The sequence below is a fragment of the Streptomyces sp. NPDC102360 genome (assembly GCF_044766085.1).
GTDB lineage: Bacteria > Actinomycetota > Actinomycetes > Streptomycetales > Streptomycetaceae > Streptomyces.
Genome location: NZ_JBIWLG010000004.1, coordinates 209,557 through 226,715 on the forward strand (window position 1 = coordinate 209,557; position 17,159 = coordinate 226,715).

Below are 17,159 nucleotides of genomic sequence, written 5' to 3' on the forward strand. Positions count from 1 at the left end.
TCATAAGTGATGACATCCCGCAGCTCCAGCAGCTTCTACCAGTCCTCGGTCCGTGGCGCGGCGCCTTCGCCCTCCCGCCCCACGGGCGGCTGGCGTGCCGTGGTGCTGCTCGTCGCGGTGATGGCGCTCATCATCGTCACCCTCGACGTGTCGACCCCCGACGACTTCCGGGCGCGCGCCCTGCTCGGCCTCGTGCCGATCATGGTGGCGCTGCTCGCGCCCGTGACCGTCACGGCCGTCGTCACCGGGCTGCTGATGTGCGTCTACATCGGGCTGCAGGCCGTGTCACCGCTGCCGACCGGCGGCAGCTGGGCCGTGCTCGGGCCGCTGATGATCGGCATCGGCGGCCTGCTCGGCGTGCTGATCGCGCGCCGCAGGGAGGAGCAGCGGGCCCGCGTCCAGGCCCTCACGGACATCGCCGAGGCCACGCAGCGCGCGGTGATGCGCGGCCTGCCGGAGCGCTTCGAGGACCTGCGCATCGCCGACTTCTACCAGCCCGCCGCCCGCGCGGCCCGCGTCGGCGGCGACTGGTACGACTTCCAGCCCTCGCCGCACGGGGTGCGCGCCGTGCTCGGCGACGTCAGCGGCAAGGGTCTGCCCGCGGTGTCGGCCTCGGCGTGGCTGCTCGGCGCGTTCCGGGAGGCGGCGTACCACGAGGAGCGGATCGAGGAGGTGGCCCGGCGCCTGGAGATCGCCATGCAGCGCTACAGCGCCTGGACCCGGATCACCAATGACGAGGGCCTCACGGACGCGTTCTCCACCGGTCTGCTGCTGCACTTCCCGCCGACGTCCCCCGAGTCCGTCGACATCGTCAACTTCGGGCACGAGCCGCCGCTGGTCGTCACCGCGGACGGCCGCGTGCGCACCCCCGAGCTCCCGGCCGGACTCCCCCTCGGCATGGGGACGCTGGGCGCCGCGGGGCCCACCGTGGCCCGGCTGCCCTTCGGGGTCGGGGACACCCTGATCCTCTTCACCGACGGCGTGACCGAGTGCCGCGACGAGGGCGGCACCTTCTACCCCGTACGCGAGCGGCTGCCGCGCCTGCTGTCCGCGCGCGGCGCGAAGGAGTCGCCCGAGGCGCTGCTGCGCCGCCTGGCGGAGGACCTGCGCGCACACCGGTACGGCCCGCCGAGCGACGACGCCGCGATCACCGTGATCCGCAGGACCGCGGAGCGCGCGCCGTACCAGAACGAGGCGGACGGCGAGCTGTACGAGTACCGGCCGAAGGAGCCCGATGACACGGCCGACACGGCCGTTCAGGGAGCCATGACTCAGTACGCCACCGACATGCGCTTCCTGGAGTGCGCGTCGCGCTCGATCTCGTCGACGAAGGCCAGCGCGTAGTCCTCGGCGCTGATCCGGCTCTCGCCGTCGGCGTCCTTCATCAGCCGGTCGCCGCCGATCCGGAACTCCTCGGTGCGCTCCCCCGGCCCGATCTCCGCGGCCGGCGAGATGTACGTCCAGTCCAGGTCGTCGACCGTGCGCAGAAACGCGAGCACGTCCCGGTGCGCGAGCGCCTCGCCGCGGTACGCGTCGGGGAAGTCCGGCTGGTCCGCCAGCGCCTCGCCCGGCGCGACCTCCAGGCTGCCCGCCCCGCCGACCACCACGAGCCGTGCGACCCCTGACCCGCGCACCCCGGCGACCAGCGCCTCATTGAGTGCCAGGAACGGCAGAACCGGGTCCGAGCCGTCGCGGGGCGGCGCGAGGGCGGAGGCCACGGCGTCGTGCCCGCCCGCGAGTTCCGACAGCCGCTGCACGTCGGAGACGTCCGCGGCGGCGGCCGTGACACCGGCGACGGGCACGTCGCCCGAGCGGCTGACGGCGGTCACACTGTGGCCGCGGCCCAGGGCCTCGGCGGCGATGCGGCTGCCGACCATGCCGGTGGCGCCCAGGAGCAGGATGTTCATGCGCTCAGCGAAACACGGTGTGCCACCACGCGCATGTTGCGAAGGGCGTGCCACGAGAGGTCAATGGAAAGCGAAGGACGAAGCTCGGGGCGTCCGAGGGGGCCTGGCAGAAAGGAGCCCGTCATGGCTCAGCACGCGGCACCCGCACCGGGACGCGGCAGCACCGGTGGCGCAGCGATCTCCCCGACGAGCGCGGCCGTCGTCATCCCCGTCGTGACCGGCATCGCGTACGGCTTCTGGGCGGCGAGCATCGACCGCTTCGGCGGCGAGGTCACCGGAGGCAACATCGCGCTCGGCTTCGTCACGGGCATCGTCGTGGCGGCGCTCTGCTTCGGTATCCATCACTGGTCCAAGCAGCTGGCGGGCCGGCACTTCCTCGCGCGGGCCTCGGCCTGGGGCGCGTTCGCCGGCATCGCGATCGGTTTCCTGCACAGCCTCTCGGACCCCGCGATCCTGTGGTCGATCATGCTCGGCCTGGTGATCGGGGCGTCCACGTTCCTGGGCACGTACTACCGGTACTACTCGGCGAGCGAGTACGCGCCCGTACAGAACGTACGTTCTAGTGCATGGCGCTCTAGAACGTGACGCCGAACTCCCGGTACTCGCGGTAGTAGAAGCTGCTCGGGCCGTGGTCCTGATCGTGATGGTGCCGCGGCCCGTCGGACGGCGCCCCGGACGTGCAGCTCGGCACGCCACGGCCACCGGTGTCGACGTACGCGGCGCTGGCCCAGCCGCGGGCGCCCGTGAACCAGTACCAGGTCGAGGTCCCGTGCACGGACGAGCCGTCGGTGGCGCACTCGATGCGGTCCTGGCTGCCCGGCGCGAGCCGGTACACGACGGATGCCGAGGTGCTCGGCCCCGAGCGCAGGTTGAGGTCGGACTGTGAGACGACCGTCCCCCAGACCACATCCCCGCTGTTCGCGCTGTTCGCGCTGGCCGGTGCCGCGGCTGTCACGGCGAGCAGACCGCCCGCCAGGAGCCCGGCGGCAGCCAGGGCCGGAGTGGTTCGGCGCATGGTTCGGCGCATGATCGGCCTCCTAGGGTGAACCCTGGATCCCCACGATCTCCACGCCCCCACGTCCAGGAAACACCCGTTCGGCCCAGTGCTCCACCGGAGCGCTCGCGCCCCGTGCGGCTTGGGCCTTGCCTGGCAGACGTGACCCGAAAAGCGCCCGTGAAGGCAACCCTCTCCTCGGTGCTGCTCGTCGTCGCCTGCCTCCTCGTCCCGCTCGGCACGCTCTCCACCTGGGCGAAGTACGAGATCGGCGACAGCGACCGGTACGTGTCCGCGATGGCGCCGCTGGCCGGCGACGCGGATGTGCAGAACGCGGTCGCCGACGCGGTGACCACCGGGGTCATGAAGAACCTCGACGTGGGCGCGCTCGAGTCGGTCGTCCAGGACTATCTGCACGACGCGGTCGTCTCGTTCACGGACACCGACGCCTTCCGCGGCGCCTGGAACACCGCGAACCGCGCCGCCCACGACGCCGTGCAGCAGGCCCTCGACGAGGGCACCACGGGGCCCGTCACGCTCGACCTCGCCCCCGTCACCCGCCAGGTCAAGCAGCAGCTGGAGGCGGACGGTGTGCCGTTCGCCGGGCGGATCCCGGTCGCCCACACCGAGGTCACGCTGCTGCCCGCCGGCGACCTGGCGGCGCTGCGGAAGGGCTTCCACACGTTCCAACTCGCGGGTCTGTGGCTGCCGTTGGCGGCCGTGGTGTGCGCCGTCGCGGGCCTCGCGCTCGCCGCGCGCCGCCGCCGCGCGCTCACTTGGACGGCCCTCGGCGTCGCCCTGGGCGCGGCGGCGCTGCTCGTCGCGCTGCCGCTGGCCCGCGCGCTGACGCTCTCCGACATCTCCGACGCCTCGAACAAGGCGGCGACCGCCGCGGTCTACGACGCCCTGACCTCGCCCATGCGGACCGCTTCGTGGGTGCTCGTCGCGGTGGGCGCGGTGGTGGCGCTCGCGGTGTGGCTCGGCGGACACCCGTTCAGCCGCGCACGGAATGCCGCCTCCCCGCTCCGGCGCGAGCATTCCGGTGACACGAGGAGGCCCCCGCATGACACACACATCACCGGAAACCGAGCCGACGACCGCCTGGTCCCAGGACCACCGCAGGCCCGACCCTGACCCCACGCGCGGCGAGGGCCCGCGCGGTGACTGGGCGGCAGGCGGCACCCTGTTCGCCGGCGTCCTGATGCTGGTCAGCGGCTGCCTCGGCGTCCTCAACGGGATCGCGGCCATCGCCAAGGACGACGTCTACAGCCGGATCGGCGACTACGTCTACGCCTTCGACCTCACCACGTGGGGCTGGATCCACCTGGTCATCGGCGCGCTCGTCGCGGTCACCGGCTGGGGCGTGCTCAAGGGCAAGGACTGGGCACGCGGCGCGGGCATCGGCTTCGGCGCGCTCTACGTCGTCGAGTACTTCCTGTTCCTGCCGTACGCGCCCGTGTGGTCGCTGATCTCCATCGGCATCGGCGTCTTCGTCATCTGGGCCCTCGCCACGGACCACGGTCGCGCCCCCAACACCTCCAACCCCGGGGCCGCCAAACCGGCCTGACGGTCGCGCGCCCGGCTAACCTGGAGGACTGCGAACAGGGGACACGGGGGCCGGCCTTGGACCAGCGGCAGCAGCACATCACGGACGAGGCGCCCGGCGCCCCGCGGTACGAGCCGCGGGACGCCGGGCGCCGCCGCGTCAGCAGGACGGGGGCGTGGACGGCGGCGCTGCTGCTCGCGGGGGTCAGCGTGGTGGTCGGCTTCCGGGCCGCCGGCCGTGACGGACCCACGCCCGTCCCCCAACTCCTCGCGTTCCTCCCCTGGTTGCTCGCCCCCACGGCCGCCGCCCTGCTCCTCGCGCTGCTGTCCCGCTGGCGTACGGGGATGGTCTGGGGCGTCGTCGTGCTCGGCGCGCTCGCCTGGTACATGGAGCCGTACGGGAAGGACGGCGAGCCGGACGGCGCTCCCGTCTCCGGCGTCCGGGTGCTCGCGTCCAACGTGCAGTTCAGCCGCGGTACGAACGCGCTGATCGACACGGTCGCCCGGCACCGCCCCGACATCGTGTTCGTCGAGGAGTGCGGCCGACCCTGCCGGGACGCGCTGGACCGGGAGTCGCTGCGGACCCGCTACCCGCACCGGCGGGCCGTGGCCGCGGACGGTTCGGAGGGCTCGATGATCCTGAGTACGTTCCCGCTGAAGGCGGCGCCGACGGTGGCCGGGACGATGGGCATGCCGGCCGCCGTCGCGGACGTACGGGGGCACGCGGTGCGCCTCCAACTCGCCCATCCCATGCCGCCGTTGCCCGACCAGGTCGGCGTGTGGGAGACGGAGCTGGGCCGCCTCGCCGACGCGGCACGGGCCGCCGAGGGGCCCGGGATCATGGCGGGGGACTTCAACGCGACGCAGGACCACGCGGCGTTCCGCCGGATCCTCGACTCGGGGGCGCTGCACGACGCGGCCCGCCGCACCGGCCACGCCCGCACCCCGAGCTGGCCGTCGGCGGCGCCGGGACCGCTGGGCACGCAGATCGACCACGTACTGGTGACCGACGACTTCTCGGCGGACACGTCCCGCTTCATCGACCTCGCGGACACGGACCACCGTGCACTCCTTGTGGACCTGACGCTGCACGGCTGAGCGCGCGCTCCGGAACGCACCGGGCCGCCGCCCGTGGAGAGACGGGCGGCGGCCGGGTGCGTGCGAGAGGCGGCGGCCCGCTGCGGTCAGGTCGCAGGTGGGGGGCCGGACCGCACGCCTCGTCCGTCGGGTCCGCTACGGGCCTAGGGTCCTTCTGACGGATCAGGCTGGGCCCTAGCGCAGCGCGGCCTCAGCCTTGTGCAGGGCCTTGGCGAACCCGTTGGCCCACAGGGAATCGACCTGGGCCTTCTCGTTCGCGTCCGGGTTCGCGTTGGTGCACGAGGGGCCGGGGCCGCCGCCCGACATCAGCTCGCTGCACGGCCCCTCGTAGTGATCGGGGAGGCCGAGGACATGGCCCGTCTCGTGCGTGGTCACGCGCGTGGAGTCGTACTCCTGGTTCTGCGTGTAGTCCAGGAAGACGTAGCCGCTGCCGTGCCCGTCCGTGGACGCGTACGACCCGCGCGAGTCATTGCCTTCCCGGTACGAGAAGTCACCGCCGCCGGAGGAGGCCTGGAGCTTCACGTTCGACACCGACGCGTTCCATATCGACGCGCTGCCGGCTATCTGCTGCTGGAAGGTGGGGGCTTGCGAGGCGTCGTACGACACGGTGACGGACTCGGCGCCGGGATGGGCGGCCCGCTTCTCGGCGACGGACTTCATGACCGCCTGGAAGAAGGCCTTGTTGGCGGCGGCCTCCTCGGCGGAACCGGCGTAACGCGCGTACGAGGACACGGGCGCCGGGTGGGCGGCCGCCGGGCTCGCGGCGAGGGCCGTGACAGTGAGGCCGGCACCGAAGGCGCAGGCGAGAAGACGGATGACCGTGGGGGGTGGTGTCATGTCCATGCGTGAGAGTGTGGGGCGGGCGGGACGCACGGGAAAGATGCCACTGCGCGATAACTCCGCGCTATCACCACACAGTTGACTCTGGTGCGGCGCACGGGACCGGCCTACGCTCGACGCCCATGGAGCTGGAAGTGCGGCACCTGCGCGTCCTGTGTGCGATCGAGGACACCGGCAGCCTGCACAAGGCCGCCCGCCACCTCGGCATGACCCAGCCCGCCCTCAGCACCCAGCTGCGCCGCATCGAGGACCACCTCGGCGGCCGCCTGTTCACCCGCGAACGCACCGGCTGCCGCGCGACCCCGCTCGGCCGCACGCTGCTCACACGGGCCCGCCCGCTGGTGGACGACCTGCGCGCGCTGGTCGACGAGACGCGTTCGATGGCCCAGGAGGCGGCCGGTGACCGCCTGCGCATCGGCTCCACGGCCAGCCGCGCGATACCGGGCTGGCTGCGCCGCCTGCGCGCGAGTTCACCGCACGAACCGTCGCTGCGCATGGACGTCTCGGCGCACGCGCTGCTCCGCCTGGTGGCCGAGGGCGGCCTCGACGTGGCGTTCGTCCACGAGGTGGAAGGCAGCCCACTCCACATACCGGAGTCCCTGACCTGCAAGGTCCTCCTGGCCCGCGAACCCCAGTACGTCTCCCTGCCGGCGGACCACCCGGCGGCGGGGAGCCCCGTCGTACGCCTGACGGACCTGGCGGAGGACCGCTGGATGATCGACCCGACGGTGGACGGCGAATGGGACGGCCTGCTCAGGGCGTTCCGCTCGGCGGGCCTCAAGCCCCGTGTCCTGCACGGCGATTACCTGACCGCGTCCAACCTCGTCGCCACGGGTGAAGTGGTGACGCTCTGCCAGCCGACGTCCCTGGCCCGACCCGACATGGCGATCCGCCCCCTGGAGGGCGACCCGGTGGCCGTACGCCTCCTCCTCGCGGCCCGCTCCGCACCCGTCCTGGACGCGGTGCTGCCGGCCCTGCGGGAGGCCTATTGGGAGTCGGCAGACCAGTCACCGGCGTATCGGACACGTCTCACGGAGTCGGGCGTGATCGAGTGAATCCACACAGAAAGGGCGGCAGTTGTCCGCTCGGTCGAACGGCCCGACCCTGCCCAAGATCACGGCCCGCGGCGGCTAACCTTACGTGTCCGCCCTGGCCAGGGGTTCCAGGGACGTCGGGGACAACTCATGCGGAAGGTTGCGCACATGGGCATTCTGGATCGGCTGCGGAACGCGTTCGGGCGTTCGGGCAAAAAAGACCAACCCGCCGACGCTGCCGCTACCGATCAGGCACCAACGGTCCCCGCCCCCTCCAAGGGCGAGGCCGACGACCTGGTCTCGGCAGCCTTCGACAACATCTCGGTCCCCAAGCCGTCGAGCCCGGTGGCGGGCGACCGCCTGAGCACGGGGGCGGGGGCTCCGGGGGATCCGGGGGGCCGGTCGGCGGAGGCTTCGGCTGCGGCTTCGGACGAGCAGCCCACGGAGGCGGAGACTTCGGCTTCGGCTTCGGACGAGCAGCCCGCGGAGGCGGAGGCTGAGGCCGCTGCCACTCCGGTCGAGGAGACGACCGAGCCTGCCGCTCCGGCCGAGGCAGAGGCTCCCGCTCCCACCGGGGCGAAGACCGAGCCCGAGCTCGCCGCTCCGGCGCAGGAGACGACCGAGGCGCCCGCTCCCGCTCCCGCTCCCGCCGAGGCGAAGACCGAGCCCGAGCCTGCCGCTCCGGCCGCGAAGACAACCGAGGCAGCGGACCCGGCTTCGGCACCGGCCGAGAAGAAACCCGAGACAGAGGCCTCCACTCCGGCCGAGCCCGAGACCAAGGACAACCCCCCGGCCCCCGCTGCGGCCAAGGCCCAGGACAACCCCGAACTCCCGGCTCCCGCCCCCGCTGCGGCCGAGACCCAGGACGACCCCGAACTCCCGGCTCCCGCCCCCGCTGTGGGCAAGCGTCCCGCAGGGCGGGACGGGTGGGCACAGCCCCCGGTGCAGGCCGAAGAGGACAAGGGGGCCGACCCCGCCCCGGCGGATGAGCCCACTCCGGCGCAGGCCGAAGAGATCGAGGACGTCGACCCCGTCGCGGCAAGCACCCCGGCGCAGGCCAACAAGACCGAGGACGTCGACCCCGCCCCGGCAAAGACCCCGGCGCAGGCCGACAAGACCGGGAAGCCCGCCCACACCCCGGCCAAGGTCAAGACCCGCGCACCCGGCCTCGCGGCCGCGCACAAAGCCGCCGGCGCCGAACTCCGCAAGCGGAACCTCACCGGCACCCGCGCCACGGTCTACCTCGTCCTGGACCGCTCGGGCTCCATGCGCTCGTACTACAAGAACGGCTCCACCAGCGCCCTCGCGGAGCAGACCGTCGCGCTCGCCGCCCACCTCGACACCCGCGAGACCCCCACCGTCCACACGGTGATCTTCTCGACGGACATCGACGCCGCCGGCGACCTCACCCTGGACGCGTACGAGGGCAAGGTCGACGCCTGGCACGCGGAGGCGGGCCGCATGGGCCGCACCAGCTACCACCGCGCCATCGAGGAGATCGTGGCGCACCACGAGAAGTCGGACGACCCCACAGCCCCGGCCCTGGTGATCTTCCAGACGGACGGCCCCCCAGACGTCCAACGCCCGGCGAACGAGGCGCTCGCCAAGGCCGCCGCCCGCCCCCTCTTCTTCCAGTTTGTGACGTTCGGCGACCCGGACTCGAAGAACTTCGACTACCTCCGCAAGTTGAAGGCGGAGAACGCCGCCGTCTTCCACGCGGGCGAGACCCCGCTGGAACTCACGGACGCGGAGCTCTACAAGGGCCTCCTGGAGGCCTGGCGCCCGTAACCCCACCCCGTAACCCCGCTCAGCAGGGCCCCGACACCCCACGGCCGTCCGCGCACCAAAACACCGCGCGGGCGGCCGCCCCATGTCGGCTACGATTTCTAGATTCCGCAACCGAACCGCACGCACGTCACGACCTGGGAGCAGCCCCCGATGGCTCGACACCTCATCACCAGCGCCCTTCCGTACATCAACGGGATCAAGCACCTGGGCAACATGGTGGGGTCCATGCTCCCGGCGGATGTGTACGCCCGTTACCTGCGCAAGCGCGGCCACGACGTGCTCTACATCTGCGCGACGGACGAGCACGGCACCCCCGCCGAGCTGGCGGCCAAGGAGCGCGGTATCCCGGTCGCCGAGTTCTGCGCGCAGGCGCACGACGCGCAGAAGGCGGTCTACGACGGGTTCGGTCTCGCGTTCGACCACTTCGGCCGCAGCTCGTCGCAGCAGAACGCGGAGATCACCCAGCACTTCGCCCGCAAGCTGAACGAGAACGGGTTCATCGAGGAGCGCTCCATCCGGCAGGTGTACTCGCCCGCCGACGGCCGCTTCCTGCCCGACCGTTACGTCGAGGGCACCTGCCCGCACTGCGGCTACGACAAGGCCCGCGGCGACCAGTGCGAGAACTGCACGCGCGTGCTCGACCCCACCGACCTCATCGACCCGCGCTCCGCGATCTCCGGCTCCACCGAGCTGGAGGTCCGCGAGACCAAGCACCTCTTCCTCCTCCAGTCGAAGCTCCAGGTCGAGGTCGAGGCGTGGATCGACGAGGTCGCCGACGAGTGGCCGCAGCTCGCGTCCTCCATCGCCCGCAAGTGGCTGACCGAGGGTCTCAACGACCGCTCGATCACCCGCGACCTGGACTGGGGCGTCCCGGTCCCGGCGGACACGTGGCCGGAGCTGGCGGCCGACGGCAAGGTCTTCTACGTATGGTTCGACGCCCCGATCGAGTACATCGGCGCGACGAAGGAGTGGGCGGACCAGGCCCCCGACGGTGAGACGCGCGACTGGAAGTCGTGGTGGTACGAGCCCGCCGGCGCCTCCGACGTCCGGTACACGGAGTTCATGGCGAAGGACAACGTCCCGTTCCACAGCGTCATGTTCCCGGCGACGGAGATGGGCATCCGTGAGCCGTGGAAGAAGGTCGACTACCTCAAGGCCTTCAACTGGCTGACGTACTACGGCGGCAAGTTCTCCACGTCGCAGAAGCGCGGTGTCTTCACCGACCAGGCCCTGGAGATCCTCCCGGCCGACTACTGGCGCTACTTCCTCATCGCGAACGCGCCGGAGTCGGACGACTCGTCGTTCACCTGGGAGCACTTCACGGCGACGGTGAACAAGGACCTGGCCGACACCCTCGGCAACTTCGTCAACCGCGTCCTGTCCTTCTCCCGCAAGCGCTTCGGCGACGACGTCCCGGCGGGCGGCGAGCCGGGCGAGGCGGAGACGAAGCTCGGCCAGGAAATCTCCACCCTCCTCGCCGAGTACGAGAACCAGATGGAGGCCCTCCAGTTCCGCAAGGCCGCGGCGGCGCTGCGCGCCCTGTGGTCGGCGGGCAACTCCTACCTGGAGGAGAAGGCCCCCTGGCTGGAGATCAAGACCGACAAGGACGCGGCCGCGCTGACCCTCCGCACGGCGATGAACCTCATCCGCCTCTACGCGGTGGTCTCCGAGCCCTTCATCCCGGCATCGGCGGCCGCCATGCGCGCCGCGTTCGACCTGCCGGGCGACGACGCCGACTGGGTCACCGCCGAGGAGGCCACGTCGCTGACCACGGTCCCGGCCGGCACCCCGTTCACCGTCCCGCCGGTCCTCTTCGCCAAGATCACCGACGAGGACCTGGCCTCCTACAAGGAGCGCTTCGGCGGCGAACCGGCCGCGTAACGCAGACAGCACGAAGGGCCCGAGACCGATCCCCCGGTTCCGGGCCCTTCGCACTGCTCAGCGCGCCCAGTCCTTGAGCGGCTCGGTGTCCAGCTCGACGCCGACCGGTTCCGGGAGCGTCACCGTCTTCCCGAACGGCACCGTCACCACCTGCTCGTAGCGCACCCCGTCCGGCTGCGAATGGACCTTGACCTCGCACGTGTCCCGGTCGATCAGCAGGTACACGGGAATCTTGGACTCGGCGTAGGCCCGGGGCTTCTCGACCCGGTCACGCCGATTGGTGTCGCTGTCACGAGAGGTCACCTCGGCGACCATGAGTACGCCGTCAGTGGAGGCCCATTCGCCGTCACCGACGAACCTGTCGACGGGGACCAGCGTGCCGTCCGGCCGGGCATTGCCGTTCCGGTACGTCTCGACACGCAGGCCCTGGTCCGTGTAGAGCCACCAGCCGCTGTCGGCCTGGATGCACCGCATCGACAGCCACGCGATGATCCGTCCGTGATCCCCGTCCGGCACAGCCTTGACCCCCATTTTGCCGCCGATGAACTCCATCCGAAGCGCCTCGTTGGTTCGTATGGCATGGCGGGCCAGCTCCTCGAAGTCCTCCTGGCTCAGCACCACAGCGGACCGCTCCTCTGCTACGAGACTCATGACGGCCTCCCCTTGCCCATCATCGCGGATCAGGTACGTGTTCCACAGTACGGACAGCCACTGACAGTGATATCCGGATCACGCGTCCCGCCACCGCAGCGCCGCCCACCCCAGGATCAGCGCGCCCCCGGCGTACGCCGCGAGCACTCCGGTGCCCGTCCAGGGCGCGAGCGGCGCGGTGCCCGTGCCCGTCGTCGTCTGGACGGCGAGGCCCGCGGTCATCGGGGAGAACTTCTGGACCCGGTGCAGCACGTGCTCCGGCATCGTGATGATCAGCGTGGCCAGGTAGGGCCCGTACAGCAGGGCCATCACCGCCCCGACGGCCGCCGCCGCGTGCCGCACCACCAGCGCCACCCCCGCGCTCAGCAGCGCGACCAGCAGCAGATAGACGACCGTGCCGAGCGCCGCCCGCCACAACGTGGGGGAGGACAGCGGGAGTTGGGGGAAGCCCGACTGTCCCGACTGTCCCGACTGTCCCGACTGTCCCGACAGGACGGTGCGGCCCGCTGCCAAGGAGCCGAGGACCGCGGGGAGCGCGGCGGCCAGGACCGCGCCCGCGGTCACCGCCGCCTTCGCCAGGAACACCGTGGTGCGCCGCGGGTTCGCCGCGAGGGTCGTGCGGATCATGCGCGGGTACTCGCAGGAGACCACGGCGACCGCGACGAGCGCGGCCGCCGTCTGCGCCAAATACACCCCGGACAGGGACAGCGCGGTCGGCGCGAGGACGCCCGACTGGCCCTTCCCGGCGCTCGCCGCGATCAGCGCGGTGAACGCGACCATCGCCCCGGTGAGGGACACCACCGTCCACAACTGCCCCGGTACGGTACGGAGTTTGGTCCACTCCCCGCGCATCGCGCGCCCCGCTTCCGCGGCCGTCATGCGTCCCGCCCGGCCAGCCGCCACCGCGCCGCCCCGAGCACCACGGCCACGTAGAGGCAGAGCACTCCGAAGCCCGCCCACGGCGTCATGACCGTGTCGAGGAGCCGGCGGGTCTGCTGGACCGCGAGGCCGGCCGTGGGCGTGGCCCGGCCGACGAAGTCGCTGAACCCGATGGACGTGCTCTGCGCGACGATCGGCAGCACCACGAACGTCACGATCATCAGGACCACGGCCGGCACGGCGCGCCGCAGCAGCGCCCCGACCCCCAGGCTCAGCACGGCGGCCAGGGCGAGGAACGCCGCGCTGCCGACGATCGCCCGCACGGTGGCCGGGTCGGTGAGGGAGAGTGCGGGGAAGAGCGGCGGGGCGAAGCCGTTGTCGCGCAGCACGGGGCGGGCGACGAGGAACTCGGCCACGCTCGCGACCAGGCCGACGGCGAACACCGTCGCGCCGAGGACGAGCGCCTTCGCGGCGAGCACCCGGCCGCGCCGCGGACTCGCGGTGAACGTGGTGCGCACGGTCCCGGTCTTGTACTCGGACGTGATGAACAGGACTCCGAGGGCGATGACCGCGATCGTCGCGATCTGGATGCCGTCGTCGAGCGCCATCTTGACCAGGTCGGGCTGCCCGCCGAGCTGTCCGACGCCGCCCATGCCGAGGCCGCCCAGGTCACCGCTGCCGGTGAGCGTGAAGGTGCCGTCGTGCTCGCGGTAGGGCCTCGGTTCGGCGGTGGGGTCGGCCATCTCCCCCTTCTTCACGGTCTGCGCGATGTCGGCCTGCCGCCAGCCGCCGGTACCGACCGCTGCGGGGAAGGCGACGTGGTCGAAGACGGCCCTGCCGCGCGTGGCCACGGGGTGCATGCGCAGATCGCCGGGCCCGGTGCGCTCCTCCGTGCCGTCCATCGGCGACGTGACGAAGAGGCCCGCCTCGGCGGTCTTGGGCAGCCCGGCGACGGTGAGCGTGCCGACCTTGTGCCAGGCGCGGCCGTCGGCGGACTCGTAGCCGGTGACCCGGTCCCCGGCCCGCACGAGCCGCAGCCAGCGCGGGGCGTCCGCGCCGCCGGACCCGGTCAGTTCGTGGGTCCCGTCGGCCATCATCCGCACGCCGTGCCCGGGCGTCACCATCAAGGCGGCGTACGAGGATCCGCTCGCGGTGCCGTCCTTGAGGAGTAGGCCCGCCTTCGCCCAGTCGGCGCTGTTCTTCTGCGCGGCGACGCGCACGGTGAAGGTGCCGTCGCCCGCGGCTGTGCGGTGCACGAAGGACAAGGAGTCGTACTTCTTCGGGCCGCCGTAACCGAACTGGCTGCCGTTCGCCGACGCGACGGTCAGCAGCAGGCTGAGGACGAGCAGCGCAAGCAGCGCGAGAGGGGTGCTGCGCACGCTGCGCAGCTTGGTCCACTCGGCGCGCACGGCACGGACCATCGGCGCCCTCATGACGACGCCTCCTGTGCGGTGAACTCCGTTGTGGCACCGGTGAGTTCCATGTACGCCTCCTCCAACGTGGCCCGGTGCCGGGCCAGTTCGGAGAACGGGATGCGGTGCGCGCCGAGCCGGGCGACGACCTCCTCGGCGTCCAGACCGGTGACGGTGAGCGAGTCGGGCCCGGTCACGGCGACGGTGGCGTCGGCGCCCGCGAGGACCGCCAGGGCCTCGGCGCGCCTGCTGGTGCGCAGGGCGACGCGTTCGCCGGACGCCTCGTCGAGCAGGGCCGCGACGTCGGTGTCGGCGAGCAGCCGCCCCCGGCCGATCACGATGACGTGGTCCGCGGTGTCCTGCAGCTCGCTCATCAGGTGCGACGAGACGAGGACCGTACGCCCTTCGGCGGCAAGGGACTTGAGGAAGCCGCGGATCCACTGGATGCCCTCGGGGTCGAGTCCGTTGACCGGCTCGTCGAGGATCAGCACGGGCGGGTCGCCGAGCAGGGCGGCGGCTATGCCGAGCCGCTGGCGCATCCCGAGGGAGAAGCCGCCCGCGCGCTTCTTCGCGGCGGAGGCGAGGCCGACCTGGTCCAGGACGAGGTCGACGCGGCGGCTCGGCAGCCCGTTGTAGTGGGCGAGCCACAGCAGGTGGTCGCGGGCCCGGCGGCCCGGGTGCAGCGCCTCGCAGTCGAGCAGCGCGCCGACGGTGGACAGCGGGTCGGCGAGCCGCGTGTAGTCCTGCCCGCCGATGAGCGCGGCCCCGCTGTCGGGCCGGTCGAGCCCGAGCATCATCCGCAGCGTCGTCGACTTCCCGGCCCCGTTGGGCCCGACGAACCCGGTCACCCGCCCGGCCTCGACGGTGAAGCTGAGCTCGTCCACGGCCGTGGTGGCCCCGTACCGCTTGCACAGCCCGCGGGCCTCGATCGTCATGTCTGTCATGCCTGTTGACGTTAGAGACGGGGCGGCGGGGCGGCGTCCCGCCCGGGCGTGGTCTCCCGGGGGACCCGCTCCCCCCGCAGGGGGACGCCGCCCGCGCGGGGAGAAGCCGATAATGACCGCCATGACCGGGACCTGGACGACGGCACGGGCACGGGCGCAGCGCGCGGCGACCGCACGTGACCTGCCGCTGCTCGCCGCCACGGTCCTGGCCCTCGCGGCCCTCTCCGAGGTCACCGGGCAGGGCCACGACCCGCAGCCCGAACTCCCCGGGCTGCTCGCCCTGGCGCTGGGCGCGAGCGCCCCCCTCGCGTTCGTCCGCTCCCAGCTCCTCCTCACCGCCACGGCCCTCGCCGCGGCCGCGCTGCTCGCGCCTCTCGCGTACGGCCAGACCCTGTACGCGGGCCTCCCGGCGCTCGCCGCCGCCCTGTACCTGGTGGGGCGGCGCCAACCGGGCCGCACCGCCGTCCTGTTCGCCGTGCCCTTCACCGCGTACGCGCTCACGGACGACAGCGGGCCCTACGGCGTCGCCCTCCTCGCGGGCGCGGCGGCGGCGCTCACCGCGGGCGGGGCCCGGCGCGCGAAGGCCGAGGAGGCTCGCCGTTCCGCCGCCGACTGGGCGTACGCGGACACGGCCCTCGCCCATGCTGCGCTCGGCGAACGGGCGCGCATAGCAAGGGAGTTGCACGACATCGTGGCGCACCACATCTCGACGATCTCGGTGCAGGCGGAGACGGCCAGGTACACGACCCCCGGCCTGCCGTCACAGGGCGCCGAGAAGTTCCTCGCGATCGGCGACACGGCCCGCCTCGCCCTCACCGAGATGCGCCGACTGCTCGGCGTCCTGCGCGAGGACGCCCCCGCCGAGCCCGCGGCCACCGCGCCGCGCTCGCCCCAGCCGGGCCTCGACCAGCTCGTCACCCTCGTCGACGAGGCGCGCGCGGCGACCGGCACCGCCGTGCGCCTCATCGTCCGCGGCCGGGTCAGCGCCCTCGACCCCGGCCTGGAACTCACGGCGTACCGCATCGTCCAGGAAGCCCTGACCAACGCCCGCCGGCACGCGCCCGGCGTCGCCGTGGACGTCGAACTGCACTACGGGGAGCGACAGTTGGCGATACGCGTACGGGACTGCGGCCCGGGCACGGGCCCCGGCGAGCCGGGCCACGGACTGCTCGGCATGCGCGAACGCACCGCGATGGCGGGCGGCACCCTGCACGCGGGGCAGGGCCCGGCCGGCGGCTTCCTGGTGGAGGCGTCCCTGCCGGTCAAGGGCCCCGCCGCATGAACGCCATCCGCATCGTCGTCGCCGACGACCAGGACGTCGTACGGGCCGGTTTCGGCGCCCTCCTCGACAGCCAGGACGACTTCATGGTCGTGGGCAGCGCGCCCGGCGGCGTCGAAGCGGTCCGCGTCTGCCGCGAGGTCCGCCCCGATCTGGCCCTGATGGACGTCCGCATGCCCGGCATGGACGGCATCGAGGCCACCCGCCGCATCGCGCGCGACCTGCCCGCGACCCGCGTCGTGATGCTGACGACCTTCGACCTCGACGAGTACGTGTACGACGCGCTCGCCGCAGGGGCCAGCGGCTTCCTCCTCAAGGACATGCAGGCCGAACGGCTCTTCGAGGCGGTGCGGGTGGTGGCCGCGGGCGAGGCGCTGCTCGCGCCGACCGTCACCCGCCGACTGATCGCCGAGTTCACCCGGCTGCGCCCGCGCGCTGTGCCCGAACAGTCCCTCGCCGTCGACGCGTTGACCCCGCGCGAGCGCGAGGTGCTGCGGCTGATCGCCGAGGGCCTGTCCAACCAGGAGATCGCCGGGCGCCTCGTGGTCGGCGGCGAGACCGTGAAGACCCACGTCAGCCGGGTCCTCGCCAAGCTCGGAGTCCGCGACCGGGCGCAGGCGGTGGTGGCGGCGTACGAGTCGGGACTCGTCGTACCGCGCTCGGGCTGAGGTCTACGAGGCGGAGGACGACGCCGATGCCGACGGCATCGTGTCCGTCGAGTCGTGCGTCTCGTCCGGTGCCACCCCCATCGTCAGTGACGCCACGACGCTCAGTGGGATCGGTCATGGGCGTGGACGCTAGGGCCTGTCCGCCCTAGGGCCCGAAGCTGTCAGGGGTATGGGTGTGGGCTGTGAAACGCCGAGAAACGTCAGGGCCCCCGCTCCGGTGTGCGGAGCGGGGGCCCTGA

Annotated in this window: 17 protein-coding genes; 10 read left to right on the forward strand and 7 right to left on the reverse strand. The window is 72.5% G+C overall.

All coding sequences use genetic code 11. The annotated features are described in order from the left end of the window. The first annotated feature begins 9 nt into the window (after positions 1–9). Positions 10–1,344: a PP2C family protein-serine/threonine phosphatase gene (locus tag ACIRHA_RS19240; RefSeq protein WP_403846960.1), complete on the forward strand. Its 1,335-nt coding sequence runs from the start codon at positions 10–12 to the stop codon at positions 1,342–1,344. On the opposite strand, the gene ACIRHA_RS19245 is transcribed toward ACIRHA_RS19240, so the two are convergent. Continuing rightward, the gene (locus ACIRHA_RS19245; protein WP_403846962.1) at positions 1,272–1,907 is read right to left on the reverse strand and encodes an NAD(P)-dependent oxidoreductase; all 636 of its coding nucleotides are present in this window, start codon (positions 1,905–1,907) and stop codon (positions 1,272–1,274) included. The genes ACIRHA_RS19240 and ACIRHA_RS19245 overlap by 73 nt on opposite strands. Before the next feature lie 123 nt (positions 1,908–2,030). On the opposite strand from ACIRHA_RS19245, the gene ACIRHA_RS19250 reads away from it, so the two are divergent. Further along, on the forward strand, positions 2,031–2,492 hold the full coding sequence (locus ACIRHA_RS19250) for a hypothetical protein (protein ID WP_403846964.1): 462 nt from the start codon (positions 2,031–2,033) through the stop codon (positions 2,490–2,492). Here ACIRHA_RS19250 and ACIRHA_RS19255 read toward each other — a convergent pair. Next, a complete protein-coding gene (locus ACIRHA_RS19255) occupies positions 2,482–2,934 on the reverse strand; it encodes an SH3 domain-containing protein (RefSeq protein ID WP_403846966.1) in 453 nt (150 codons plus the stop codon). The genes ACIRHA_RS19250 and ACIRHA_RS19255 overlap by 11 nt on opposite strands. A gap of 129 nt (positions 2,935–3,063) precedes the next feature. On the opposite strand from ACIRHA_RS19255, the gene ACIRHA_RS19260 reads away from it, so the two are divergent. Genes ACIRHA_RS19260 through ACIRHA_RS19270 form a run of 3 tightly spaced genes read left to right on the forward strand, consistent with a single transcriptional unit; the run spans position 3,064 to position 5,544 of the window. Continuing rightward, positions 3,064–4,035: a hypothetical protein gene (locus ACIRHA_RS19260; RefSeq protein WP_403846969.1), complete on the forward strand. Its 972-nt coding sequence runs from the start codon at positions 3,064–3,066 to the stop codon at positions 4,033–4,035. Next, complete coding sequence (locus ACIRHA_RS19265) at positions 3,965–4,468, forward strand: hypothetical protein (protein WP_403846971.1); 504 nt, start codon at positions 3,965–3,967, stop codon at positions 4,466–4,468. The genes ACIRHA_RS19260 and ACIRHA_RS19265 overlap by 71 nt, the downstream gene beginning before the upstream one ends. A gap of 56 nt (positions 4,469–4,524) precedes the next feature. Next, complete coding sequence (locus ACIRHA_RS19270) at positions 4,525–5,544, forward strand: endonuclease/exonuclease/phosphatase family protein (RefSeq protein WP_403846974.1); 1,020 nt, start codon at positions 4,525–4,527, stop codon at positions 5,542–5,544. A gap of 174 nt (positions 5,545–5,718) precedes the next feature. Here ACIRHA_RS19270 and snpA read toward each other — a convergent pair whose 3' ends face one another. Further along, positions 5,719–6,381, reverse strand: coding sequence for a snapalysin (snpA, locus tag ACIRHA_RS19275; RefSeq protein WP_403847673.1), 663 nt, complete (start codon positions 6,379–6,381; stop codon positions 5,719–5,721). A 125-nt stretch (positions 6,382–6,506) separates the two neighbouring features. Between snpA and ACIRHA_RS19280 the strand changes: the two genes are divergently transcribed. From ACIRHA_RS19280 to metG, 3 genes are all read left to right on the forward strand, one after another. Then, on the forward strand, positions 6,507–7,439 hold the full coding sequence (locus ACIRHA_RS19280) for a LysR family transcriptional regulator (protein ID WP_403846976.1): 933 nt from the start codon (positions 6,507–6,509) through the stop codon (positions 7,437–7,439). Positions 7,440–7,586: 147 nt separating this feature from the next. Next, entirely contained in the window at positions 7,587–9,206 is a 1,620-nt protein-coding gene (locus ACIRHA_RS19285; RefSeq protein ID WP_403846978.1) for a VWA domain-containing protein, read from the forward strand. 150 nt (positions 9,207–9,356) lie between these two features. Then, positions 9,357–11,087 (forward strand): methionine--tRNA ligase, encoded by a 1,731-nt coding sequence (gene metG / locus ACIRHA_RS19290; protein WP_403846980.1) that lies wholly within the window; start codon positions 9,357–9,359, stop codon positions 11,085–11,087. Between the two features lie 57 nt (positions 11,088–11,144). Here the strand turns inward: metG and ACIRHA_RS19295 are convergent, their stop codons facing one another. From ACIRHA_RS19295 to ACIRHA_RS19310, 4 genes are all read right to left on the reverse strand, one after another. After that, positions 11,145–11,738, reverse strand: coding sequence for a Uma2 family endonuclease (locus tag ACIRHA_RS19295; protein WP_403846983.1), 594 nt, complete (start codon positions 11,736–11,738; stop codon positions 11,145–11,147). A 78-nt stretch (positions 11,739–11,816) separates the two neighbouring features. Further along, on the reverse strand, positions 11,817–12,617 hold the full coding sequence (locus ACIRHA_RS19300) for a hypothetical protein (RefSeq protein WP_403846985.1): 801 nt from the start codon (positions 12,615–12,617) through the stop codon (positions 11,817–11,819). Next, the gene (locus tag ACIRHA_RS19305) at positions 12,614–14,050 is read right to left on the reverse strand and encodes a hypothetical protein (protein ID WP_403846987.1); all 1,437 of its coding nucleotides are present in this window, start codon (positions 14,048–14,050) and stop codon (positions 12,614–12,616) included. The genes ACIRHA_RS19300 and ACIRHA_RS19305 overlap by 4 nt, the downstream gene beginning before the upstream one ends. Continuing rightward, positions 14,047–14,973 carry an ABC transporter ATP-binding protein gene (locus ACIRHA_RS19310; RefSeq protein ID WP_403846990.1) on the reverse strand — a complete coding sequence of 309 codons (927 nt, stop codon included), beginning with the start codon at positions 14,971–14,973 and terminating at the stop codon, positions 14,047–14,049. Before ACIRHA_RS19310 ends, ACIRHA_RS19305 begins: the two co-directional genes overlap by 4 nt. Positions 14,974–15,094: 121 nt before the next feature. Here ACIRHA_RS19310 and ACIRHA_RS19315 point away from each other — a divergent pair, with 121 nt between their 5' ends. Continuing rightward, positions 15,095–16,255: a sensor histidine kinase gene (locus ACIRHA_RS19315; RefSeq protein WP_403846992.1), complete on the forward strand. Its 1,161-nt coding sequence runs from the start codon at positions 15,095–15,097 to the stop codon at positions 16,253–16,255. Next, entirely contained in the window at positions 16,252–16,920 is a 669-nt protein-coding gene (locus ACIRHA_RS19320; protein WP_403846994.1) for a response regulator, read from the forward strand. The genes ACIRHA_RS19315 and ACIRHA_RS19320 overlap by 4 nt, the downstream gene beginning before the upstream one ends. Positions 16,921–17,159: the final 239 nt, after the last annotated feature.